This window comes from Autumnicola psychrophila (assembly GCF_031846645.1).
Lineage (GTDB): Bacteria > Bacteroidota > Bacteroidia > Flavobacteriales > Flavobacteriaceae > Autumnicola > Autumnicola psychrophila.
The window spans coordinates 245,977-257,729 of sequence record NZ_JAVRHN010000005.1 but is presented as its reverse complement, the minus strand read 5'-3'; the positions used below and the strand labels follow the sequence as shown (position 1 = coordinate 257,729).

The 11,753-nt window shown below is 40.5% G+C and carries 8 protein-coding genes; all 8 read right to left on the bottom strand.

Annotation, left to right across the window (positions count from 1 at the left end):
• Positions 1–163: 163 nt before the first annotated feature.
• The 8 genes from RM541_RS08480 to RM541_RS08445 all read right to left on the bottom strand — a co-directional run bounded on the left by RM541_RS08480 (position 164) and on the right by RM541_RS08445 (position 11,663).
• Positions 164–1,084, bottom strand: a complete 921-nt coding sequence (locus RM541_RS08480) for a helix-turn-helix domain-containing protein (RefSeq protein WP_311499745.1) — start codon at positions 1,082–1,084, stop codon at positions 164–166.
• Entirely contained in the window at positions 1,081–1,323 is a 243-nt protein-coding gene (locus tag RM541_RS08475) for an asparaginase domain-containing protein (protein ID WP_229793612.1), read from the bottom strand. Before RM541_RS08475 ends, RM541_RS08480 begins: the two co-directional genes overlap by 4 nt.
• A 498-nt stretch (positions 1,324–1,821) precedes the next feature.
• Positions 1,822–2,310 carry an asparaginase domain-containing protein gene (locus tag RM541_RS08470; RefSeq protein ID WP_189602848.1) on the bottom strand — a complete coding sequence of 163 codons (489 nt, stop codon included), beginning with the start codon at positions 2,308–2,310 and terminating at the stop codon, positions 1,822–1,824.
• Positions 2,311–2,721: 411 nt separating this feature from the next.
• Entirely contained in the window at positions 2,722–3,354 is a 633-nt protein-coding gene (locus RM541_RS08465; protein WP_189602849.1) for a cation diffusion facilitator family transporter, read from the bottom strand.
• 10 nt (positions 3,355–3,364) lie between these two features.
• On the bottom strand, positions 3,365–5,368 hold the full coding sequence (locus tag RM541_RS08460) for a heavy metal translocating P-type ATPase (protein WP_189602850.1): 2,004 nt from the start codon (positions 5,366–5,368) through the stop codon (positions 3,365–3,367).
• A 164-nt stretch (positions 5,369–5,532) separates the two neighbouring features.
• Positions 5,533–5,949: a Fur family transcriptional regulator gene (locus RM541_RS08455; protein WP_189602851.1), complete on the bottom strand. Its 417-nt coding sequence runs from the start codon at positions 5,947–5,949 to the stop codon at positions 5,533–5,535.
• A gap of 3 nt (positions 5,950–5,952) precedes the next feature.
• Positions 5,953–7,155: an efflux RND transporter periplasmic adaptor subunit gene (locus RM541_RS08450; protein ID WP_311499744.1), complete on the bottom strand. Its 1,203-nt coding sequence runs from the start codon at positions 7,153–7,155 to the stop codon at positions 5,953–5,955.
• Positions 7,156–7,184: 29 nt separating this feature from the next.
• Entirely contained in the window at positions 7,185–11,663 is a 4,479-nt protein-coding gene (locus tag RM541_RS08445) for a CusA/CzcA family heavy metal efflux RND transporter (protein WP_311499743.1), read from the bottom strand.
• Positions 11,664–11,753 lie beyond the last annotated feature (90 nt).

Below are 11,753 nucleotides of genomic sequence, written 5' to 3'. Positions count from 1 at the left end.
ATGATCAAAAAGGAAATTGGGAGGTACTCTAATGACAGCTAAAGAACCTCCTTGAAGATAATCACAAATACCTTTACGGTCAATAATTGATGCCGTATTTTATTACGGAAAAGTCCGTATTTTCCTACGGAATAAGAGCTAAAAGCCCAAAATAGTACCAAAGCTATTCATTCTTTGGCTTAAAGCGGGATATAAATTGACCTCTATTCTTGACCGCAGTTTTTTTAAAAATATTTGAGGCATGTTTAGAAACAGTGCTTTCTGCTATGAAAAAATCTCTGGCAATTTCTTTATAGGATAATCCTCGTAAAATGGATAATGCAATTTCAACTTCCCTTCTTGTCAGATCTCCATAAATTATTTTGTTTTTCAGGGCTTCATTTCCTTCTACTTTTTGAAAAGCAAAGACTTCGAAGGCTTCAGGCTTATTCTTCAGAAAACGAAGGTATCTATTTACTTCAATAACTGATATTGCATAGAAAGCCAGGTTCATTACAGTGAAGGTTAACCATTGATAATCACCTATAACTGTTAGAATGGGCAAAAGGGCTATGCAAGAGATACTTATGATGGCTAATCTATTCTTTTTAGAAACAAATGAATTTGGACTATCGATGTTTGAAATCCTTCTGTAAAATAAGCCGAGAAAAATAAACGCTATAATTGAAACCGGGATCGTGAAATAAATCCTTGCTGCATTTAAAGAGTTTGTAAGAAAATACGGGATTAAAAATAGAAGAATGAAACAACCACCAACGAGTATAGCAATATTGCGGATGGTATAACCATACTTTAAAAATTGAATATCATAATCTTTATATAAATAATAAATCATATAAAGGCACAGAGCTATTGCTACGCCATAAGTAATGATATATTGAAAAATTACTGGATCAGGAAAACTTTCTGTTGGCAGGAATCCACCGGTTAAGTTGTAAGCAATATACAGCAACCCGAGAGTTATATACCTTCTTAGGCTCAGGCGTTTTAGCTTTGCATTTTGAATGACAGCAATAAGTACAATAATCGTGTCAATCAATAGGTAAAAAAAGGTCGTCCAATGGATTGAAGTGCCAAACATCATTGTTTCTCATCTTTGCGTTCGAACTTATTTGTCTTCAAATTAGTCGCGTTGCTCCAATGAAAAATCCTGTTGTTCATAGCCACATAAACGTCTGGCTTTAAAAATTGTAAGGCATCTATTACATAGCCTAAATTGAATGGAGCATCTGTATTTCGAGAGGATCCCAGAATAAAGGAACCGGTGAGAACTATCATTTTATTTATTTTACGGTCTGCTTTATGTTCTGCAGTTTCTTTCATAGTGAAAGTACCGTGGAATATAAAAATTTTTGAAGCTTTTGAGGTTTGGATTTTTTCTACCAAATACTTCGGTCTTCAAATGTGATAGATCTGCTGTCTTTATTTTAAAAGTGTCTTCGATGATATAGGTAAAAAGACGCATTTACTGATTCTAGGGCACTCTTTAATAAAAGCTGTTGCTTCTTTTTTTTAATTCGTTATCCAGGCCTTCTATCTTTTCCACCTGATTATCTAATCTTGAAATTAAGCATTATCAAGTCAGTTACCTTCTATTATTATGGAAAATATCTTAACTATTATTTAGTAGTAGTTATTCGGAGTAATGAATTGACAAGATAAGCCTTGGATTTTCACTAAAAGCTAAACCTTTACTATAGCAGACTGAAAGCAATATATCTGGATTTCAGCTTTGGATTTTGAATGACAGCAAGTAATTCAATAATGGTGTCAATCAATAAATAAAAAATGGTCGTCCCCAATGGATTGAAGTGCCAAACATCATTGTGTTTCATCTTTAGACTCAAACTTATTTGTCTTTAAATTTTTAGCAACATTGCTCCAATGAAAAATTCTGCCGTTCATAGCCACATAGACATCTGGTTTTAAAAACTGTAAGGCACATATTGCATAGCCTAAATTGAATGGAGCATCTGTATTTCGAGAGGACCCCAGGATAAAGGAACCGGTGAGAACTATCGTTTTATTTATTTTTCGATCTGCTATATGTTTTGCAGTTTCTTCCATAGTGAAAGTGCCGTGAGATATCAAAATTTTTGAAGATTCTGAGGTTTGGACTTTTTCTGCCAAATACTCCCGGTCATCAAATGTAATAAATCTGCTATCTTTCTGGAAAACTTCTTCTATGGAAAAAGAAAAAGAAACATTCGCCGCTTCCAGAAAATTACTTAGTGAAGTTTTCCCGGCGCTTTGTTTTTGGTCACAATCCAGCCCTTCGATGGTGCCACCTGTTGTAAGTATATGTATCAAAATTGTAAGATTTGAGATTATACGTACTAAAGATAAGATACTTGCTCTTTAGTAAATACTGAATATGGAATTTTTTGACTAGGAGAACGATAATTGCCTGTAGCAAACAACTAAAAGCTAAGATAGATTGTTGCTACTGTTCCTTATTCTCAGTAACACTTGAGATGGAAGGGCCAATATGGGCAGTTGCAATATCCGCTCTATAACCAGTGCCAGAGAAATCAAAGAATCCTCAGAAAAGGCGGTCAAGGCAATGCAAGCGAGCATATCTCTAGTAAACAAGAAGTCAATAGGAACAATTGATTCAAAGGTTTTAATACTAACAGCAAGTAATATTAAGACCCATAACCAACAACTCATAACTTCATTTTAAAAAATATCAAGCCTCTAAATAAACTAATAACAACCTATTCATGTGTCCGAACTAATATTTCTTCCATTTTTAAACGCCCCCCAACCTTCTTTTAAGGCATATGGCACAATAAGAAGAGCCGCCACAGGGTCAGCCCACCACCAACCTAAATATCGAACAGCTAATAAACCACCTAATACTGCCACTGTTTGGTAAAGGCATATGAAGGTGTCTTTTGAATCGGCAAGCAATTCTTTGCTGTCCAATTTTTTACCGTACTTTCGTTTGTAGTATATTAAAATAGGATTAACCACTAAAGAGACCAACAAAATAATTATTCCAAGGGTGCTCCAGTTGGGGGTATTTTCATTTATCAACTTGGTGATTGAATCGTAAGTAATATAACCACTTACAAGGAGAAAAGATCCTGCGATTACAAACAAAGTGATTTTTTCCCTTTTCCTGACTTTATTGTCCTCAATTCCCTCTATTTCACCATTTAGACGCCACCATAAAGTACTGGCAGAAACAACTTCAATTACACTATCCAGACCCCAACCAATAAGGGCTGCACTTCCAGAGGTAAATCCTGCAATTAAAGAAACTACGACTTCTATAATATCATAAATAATATTATAAACCTGAATTTTCCTGGCTATTTTTAAATCCTTTTTCCGGTGCTGATTTTTCATTTCGCTGGTTTTAGAATTTTATCCTTTGTAGTCTCACAGCATTCAAAATGGCTAAGAATGCCACTCCCACGTCAGCAAAAACTGCTTCCCATAAAGATGCTACCCCAAATGCGCCAAAAATTAGCACCAGTGCCTTTACTCCAAAGGCAAGGCCAATATTCTGCCATACAATCTGTCGCGTTTTTTTGCCGATCTTAATGGCCGTGCCGATTTTGCCCGGCTGATCTGTTTGTATCACCACATCTGCGGTCTCTATTGCTGCGTCAGAGCCTAAGGCTCCCATGGCCATTCCTACATCGGCTAAGGTGATCACCGGGGCATCATTTATACCGTCTCCTACGAATGCCACCTTTTTCCCCTGTTTCTTTAGTTCCTCGACCTTAGCCACCTTGTCCTGAGGCAGTAGTCCACCGTATGCTTTGTCGATCTTTAACTGTCGCGCTACTTTTTGAACAATAGAATCTTTATCGCCAGAGAGCATTACAATATTATCAATACCATACTCCCGAAGTTGCTTTATGGCTAACGCCGCATCTTCTTTAATTTGATCGGCAATAGTTATGTAACCTTCATATTTACCATCCATTGCTACCACAACAATCGTTTCCACTATTTCCTCTATCTCCGGGGCATAGGAGATGTTGAACTTTCGCAACAATTTCGCGTTCCCGACCAAAAGTTCTTTCCCGTCTACCGTTCCTTTTAATCCGTGTCCGGCAATTTCTTCTACGTTCTGCACTTTCAGCTGTTTGAAAGCGTTCCCGGAGTGTTCTACAACTGCCGAAGCAATAGGATGGGTGGACTTGCTCTCCAATGCCGCTGTCAGAGCCAAAAACCGGTCCTTTTCCAGACTTTGGACTTTTACCTCCTGTACTTTAAACACTCCTTCAGTGAGTGTTCCGGTTTTGTCCATTACCACGGTATCTACCTTTGTAATGAGGTCGAGAAAATTGGAGCCTTTAAAAAGAAGACCGTTGCGGGAAGCGGCGCCTATACCTCCAAAATATCCCAGGGGAATGGAGATTACCAGGGCACAGGGACAGGAGATCACCAAAAATACCAGGGCCCGGTATAGCCAATCCTCAAAAATATAAGCGTCGACAAAGAAATAGGGCAGCAACGCCAGACCTATGGCGAAGAAAACCACGATCGGAGTATAAATTTTTGCAAAGCGGGTGATGAATTTTTGGGTTTTTGCTTTCCTCCCACCTGCTTCTTCAACGAGTTTGAGAATTTTTGATAAAGCACTGTCTTCATAACCGGAAGTTACTTTTAGCTCAACCAGCTTATCTAGGTTTATCATCCCTGCAAGCACTGTCTCTCCTTTTTTCTTGGTATCAGGTTTTGATTCTCCTGTAAGGGCGGCAGTATTAAAGGAGGAGCTTTCACTAAGCATTTCTCCGTCAAGCGCTACTTTCTCCCCGGGTTTGATCTGGATGATTTCCCCAATGTTCACATTCTTCGGATTAACAATTGAAACTTGTCCATTCTTGATCAATGTAACCTCCTCGGGACGATTATCAATAAGAGCTTTTATTGAGCGACGGGATCGTGCAACCGCTGCTTCCTGAAAATGTTCTCCAATCACGTAAAACAACATTACGGCAACTCCTTCTGCATATTCTCCAATATAAAATGCCCCGAGAGTGGCAATGGTCATAAGAAAAAATTCATTGAAGATATTTCCTTTTGCGATGTTGGTCACAGCATGTTGTACAACTTTCCCGCCAACGAGAACATAAGCAACACCAAAAACAATTAAGCGCAGATATCCTTGAAACCATTCCACATCAAAAAAGTCCAGCCCAATACCAAACAGTAAAAGTATCAAGCTTACTATAGTCGGAATAAAGGAAGATCTTTCTTCCTCATTTTTACCTGCTCCATTATGCTGAGGTGGACAACAGCTATCTTCACCTTTTTCAGGTTTTGGTCCGGGTTCTTCAGCCGTTCTGGGAGAAGTAATTGTTGGATCTTGTAATTCTGCGTCTTTATAGTCCTTGTCTTTCGCCATAACTTCTTATTAAAGGTCTTTCAATAGAAAAAGCCAATCCATTAAAACTGGCATTTTCCTATCTAATAATTAATTACAGGAACGAAATTAATCTATATAGTCCTGCAACGGAAGTGCATTTTTTCCTGATGGATGTGCTTTAGAATCGCAAAGTTTAAAAATGCTTATTCCTTATTGCATTTGTCACAGGTTCCTTTGACTACCAAACTGGCGTCAGTTGCTGTAAAACCCGGCGGAAGGTTAATATGCGGAATCTTAGTTTCAGTTAAACATTGGGTTTCTTTACAAATTTCACAGTGAAAGTGAAGATGAAGATCGCTGTCGAGCTCACAATTACAGCCCGCCTCACAAAGTGCATACTTAGATACTCCACTTCCATCTTCTATGACGTGAACAATTCCGCTATTTTCAAAAGTTTTAATGGTACGGTAAATAGTTGTTCTTTCACTTTTTTCAAAAGCTATCTCTATATCAGCTAATGTTACAGCCACTTGTTTCTGTGCCAAAAACTTGAATATAAGCATTCGCATAGCAGTGGGTCTCACATGCTTCTCTTCTAAAAATTTTTCTATAGCTTTCATAGTTTAATCGTCATGACCTGTTTCCCCTTTCTTCATTTCTGCAATAAGGTAATAAGCATTGTTCCACGCCACCTTTGCATCTTCAGGTAAAGGCTGCAGTAACTTAATTTCTACCCAGCCTTCATTTTCTTCTCCTGTGATCACTTCCACCGGTTTAAACGACCATTCGGTTTCCCCGTTCTCCTCGTGCTTTTCAGCGGTGAAGATGTAGAATTTTCCTTCTTCCTCAATAATGGCCTCCTCCGGCAAAGCCGTCACCTCCGTACCGGTGCCTGTAATAATCCTGCCGTTGATATACATACCGGGAACAAGGTTTTCTGTTTCCTCCTGTATCTCTGCATGGACGTGAATAGCTTTGGGATTTTGCTCGAACTTTTTACCGACGGAATATATCTCAGCAGTATAAGATCTTCCTGGTATGGATTCCATTTGAAGTAAAACTTTTTGCCCTTCTTTAATCTTGTATACATCTTTTGCAAATACCATTAAATCGGCATGTACATGTTCGGTATTAATCACTTCGAATAGCTCGGTTTGAGGATCAACATATTGTCCTATCTTCACACTAACATCTTCAATGTTCCCCTGGATTGGACTTACCACAGGTATATTCTCATTAATATTTCCTTCTCGTATCGACGTAACATTTAGGTTTAACCGTCTTAGCTGTGACTCCAACCCCTTGACCTCTGCCTGTACCACCTGATAATCGGCCTGTGCCTGTTGAAATAATTTACCCGAACCAACTTCCTGTTCGTACAGCCTTTGCTGGCGATTAAATTCTTGTTCCAGGTTCTGCATACGACTGTAAGTTGTCATATAATCAGTCTGTAAACTTGTGAGGTTAGGGTGGGAAAGATACGCCAGGGTTTGGCCTTTTCTAACTTCATCGCCCTCAATAACTTCAATAGAAGTAACGTTGGCACCTAAAATTGCAGTTACTGTCGCCTCATATTGTGGCGGTACTTCCAGTTGCCCGGTCGCTTCCACTATCTCGGAAAGCGGACGGGTGGGCAGAGTGTCCACTTTTATGCCCAGACTATTAAACTTGAGTTCGGAGAGATGCACTTCTCCCATACCGCCTTCTTCTAGAGCCTGCTCTTCCTGAGCTGCAGTTTCCCCTTCTTCGCCTCCTCCATTATTACAAGCAACAAAAAAGCTTGTTGCAATAAATAGGGTGAACAATTTTATAAAATGTTTTTTCATTTTTTTATTCTTTAGCTATTAGTACCGATTTATTCTGAAGTGTTCATAAAATACTCAAGTTGGGAGCGGCTGTTGAGATAATTTGCTAATGCCTCCCAGGCATCAATCTCTATTCGTACAGCATCCCTTATATTTTGTAGAAAAGTGACATAATCAATTGCTCCTTCCCTATAGGCAATGATTGCTCCTTCCCGCTGTTCGACGGCTAATGGAAGCGCCTCCTCCTGATAATATCTCCAGGAGTTAAGCCATTTAAGGTATTCCTCGCGCGCTCTGGTGTAAGTTGTTTTAAGCTCCAGTTGGGTTTGTTGTAAATTTGCATCAGCTATCTCACGATTTAATCTGGCAGATTGTGTTCTCCCTAGCTCAGGTCCAAAGAACAAGGGAATACTGATGCCCACCTGATATTGATAAAAGCCCGTTTGGCCGTCAATTTTCTGCCTACCGTACTGCGCCTGAAATTTTGGAAGAAACTGCGCCCGCCTTTCCTTAAAAGTTGCATCAGCCACTTCTACTCGTTGCTCAAATACATCCAGGAGGGGATGATTGCCGAGAGGTTGTAATAATTCGGAAATGGGCTCATCAATCTCTTCGGTAGGAACGTTAGGTACCGTATAAAGAGTGTCACTGGCAAACCACAGGTTGAATCGCTGTAAGGCTTTAAGATAATCCCTGTATGCCTGCTCTTTTTGAATTTCAACCTCATTGCCCTGGTTTACGGTGGCCAAATATTCCAACCTTGAGATTGTTTCTGTTTCCAGCCTTATTTGTGCAGCCCTTTCGATATCGGTAAATGAGGAATCCAGGCTCCGCAGTGTTTCATATGCATTTTTAGCAGCATATACCGAAGCCCAGGCCCGACTTACCTCCAGTTCTACTTCAAGAATGGAAAGATCAAGGGCTTCTTCTGCCAGGGCCACTCTTTCTTTCTGCAACTTCAGGCGCGGGGCAATTCCGAAGATGTCAATATTCTGTTGCTGAACTCCAATTTGTGTATAAACCCCGAGGTCAGCATTATCCGAACCACTACTAATTTCTTCCGCACCGGTAAATAACTGGGTATTACCAAAGTCCCATGCCGTTTTCTTTAAGGCCTGCTGACTTTCTATCTCCAGGGCAGCGGCTCTTATTCTCGGAAAAACTTCAATTGCCCGCTTCTGGGCCTCTTCTAAGGTTAAGGTTTGTAGTGAATCCTGCTGCTGAACTGTCTCAGACTGCACCGGAATATTTTTCTGTAAAAAATTATTTTCCTGTGCCCCTGCACGGGTGCTAAAACCTAAAAGGCTTCCGACAGAAAGCAATGCCACCAATATTGCCGGAGCTGGTGCAAAGCCATTACTATTATTACTACTTCTTCTTCTGTTTTTCATATTTTCTATTAAAGTATAAAGCACAGGTAACACCACCAGGGTAAGGAGGGTAGCTGTGAGCATACCACCTATAACCACCGTTGCTAATGGCTGCTGCACCTCTGCTCCTGCTGATGTGGAAAATGCCATAGGCATGAACCCTAAAATATCGGTTGTAGCCGTGAGCATGATCGGCCTGATTCGTTCTTTGGTACCTATTAATATCCGATCCTTAATACTTGTTACTCCTTCTTCTTTTAATGAATTGAAGCGATTCACCAGCACAAGTCCGTTTAATACTGCAACTCCAAAGAGCACGATAAATCCTACACCTGCCGAAATACTAAAAGGCATGTCCCGAAGCCAGAGGGCAAAAATACCCCCAATGGCAGCTAATGGGATGGCCATATAGATCATGATAGATTGCGAAAAAGATTTAAGTGCAAAATAAAGTAGTACAAAAATCAGGAAGAGGGCGATAGGAACAACAATGGAGAGTCGGCTTTTTGCACTTTGAAGATTTTCAAATTCTCCACCATATTCAATGTAGTATCCCGGGGGTAAATCCAGTTCGGCATCCAGTTTTGCCTGAATGTCATTGACAACAGACTCGACATCGCGCCCCCGGGTGTTCACCCCAACATAAGTTCTTCGATAGGTGTCGTCACGTGATATCTGCATCGGTCCGGGCACATAACGTATATCGGCTATTTCATTGATAGGAATTTGAGTACCATCGTCAAGATCAATGTATAAAGTTCTTAAATCTTCAATACTTTGTCGGTGTGCTTCATCAAAGCGAACCACCAGGTCGAAACGCCTTTCTCCTTCAAAAACAACCCCGGCTACTCCGCCTGCAAATGCAGTGCTTATGTACTCATTGATTTTTTGAATATCCAGATCGTATTGAGCGAGTTTATCCCGGTTATAACGCACCGTCATTTGTGGGAGACCAGACGTTCTTTCCGCATTCACATCTCCGGCTCCGGGAACGGTTTGAATAATCTCTGCCATTTCCTGGACCTTTGTAGAAAGTACCTCTAAATCCTCCCCATAGAGCTTTACTGCAATATCTTCTCTTACCCCTTCCAGAAGTTCATTAAACCTCAGCTCTACCGGCTGAGTGAAAACAAAGTTGACACCGGTAAGGTTTTTATTGAGTAGTTCTTCGATTTGTTCAATGAGTTCCTCTTTGGTTTCAGCAGATACCCATTTGTCCCTGTCCTTATCGAGAATTAGATACATGTCTGCTATATCCATCGGCATGGGATCTGTAGGAATATCGGCCACCCCGATACGGGCTGTTACCGTTTCAATTTCAGGGAAGTTTTCCAGTAGCAAAGTTTCTATTTTTTTGGAGACTTCTATGGATTCAGTCAGCGAACTACCGGGTCTGATCAAAGCCTGCATGGCAATGTCCCCTTCATCTAACTGAGGAATAAATTCTCCCCCCATCGTGGAAAAAACATAACCTGCAGCCCCTAATAAAACAATAGATCCTATGATTACCGCTGCTCTAAGGCGAAGGGAAACTTTTAAAATCGGAAGGTAGGCACGATGGATACCACCAATGATTTTATCACTAACTTTTTCCAGCCAGCGCTCCAACTTGCCATACCAGTTTTTCTTGTTTTGAATCGGCTTCATAAATAATGCAGTCATCATAGGAACGTAGGTAAGGCACAAGATGATGGCACCTATCATTGCAAAACCAAAAGTGTAAGCCATTGGTTTGAACATTTTGCCTTCCACCCCGGTAAGGAATAAAATAGGTGCAAACACAATCAGGATAATAATTTGACCAAAAAATGCCGACCTCATCATAGTGCTTCCGGAGTCGTAAGCTACCTCGTCCATTACAGTCTGATTAAACTTGGCTTTTCCGGCTTTAATCCTTTTATGGATTTCATAAACGGCACCTTCTATGATAATAACCGCACCATCAATGATTATCCCGAAGTCGATGGCACCCAGGCTCATCAGGTTTGCCCAAACGCCAAACTGCTTCATAAGAATAAAAGCAAAAAGCAGAGAAAGAGGAATGGTGGTAGCAGTAATTAAACCTCCGCGCAAGCTACCAAGAAGAAAAACCAAAGCAAAAATTACAATTAAGGCTCCTTCCAACAGGTTTTTAGTCACAGTATCGGTTGTTCTGCCAATTAGCATACTTCTGTCAATGATGGGCCTGATTTCAAGTCCTTCCGGCAAGGATTCTTCCACCTCTGCCATCCTGTCTTTTACATTCTGTATCACTGCATTAGGATTGGAACCTTTCAGCATCATAATAATACCCCCCACAGCTTCCTCTCCATCCTGGGTAAAAGCACCATAACGCACCTGACTTCCAAAATTCACTTCTTCGGCTATATCTCCAATCGTAACAGGAGTATTATTTTCATGGGTAACCACTATTTTCCTGATGTCATCTAAGGACTGGATCAGGCCTTCTCCCCGAATGAAGTTGGACATTCTGTTCCTCTCAATGTAGGCTCCACCGGTATTTACATTATTCCGGGCCAGGGCCTCATACACCTGAGAGATACTTACATCCAGCGCGTTTAATTTTTCAGGGTTGATGGCTACTTCGTACTGCTTGATTGATCCACCAAACGAATTGACTTCCACAACCCCTTCCAGCAGGGTTAACTGCCTTTTTACAATCCAGTCCTGAATACTGCGAAGCTCAACAGGAGTATATTGCGTCTCAAAACCGGGTTGCGGCTGAATGGTATATTCATAAATCTGTCCTAGCCCGGTAGAAATTGGACCCATCGATGGGCTACCAAAGTTTTCCGGAATGGTTTCCTGCAGTTCGGTCAATTTTTCCTGAACCAGCTGTCGGGGTAAATAAGTGCCCATGTCATCTTCAAAAACGATAGTTACCACCGAGAGTCCGAAGCGGGAAATAGACCGTAATTCAGTCACCCCAGGAAGATTACCCATTGCCAGTTCGACCGGATAAGTGACAAACTGTTCAATATCTTCAGTACCTAAGCTGGGAGATTGGGTAATAACCTGCACCTGATTATTTGTAATATCAGGAACCGAACCCAGGTTTACGGTCATCATAGACCATACTCCGGCTCCAATAAGTGCCAATGTTAGCAAACCTATTATAAACTTATTGTTTATAGAGAATGCTATAATTTTGTTAATCATTAATAATAGAATTTAATTCAACATAAATAGATGAGATGGCCATTAATGAAGTCAATGGCGTAAGGATATAATTATCCTATCACAAAAGTT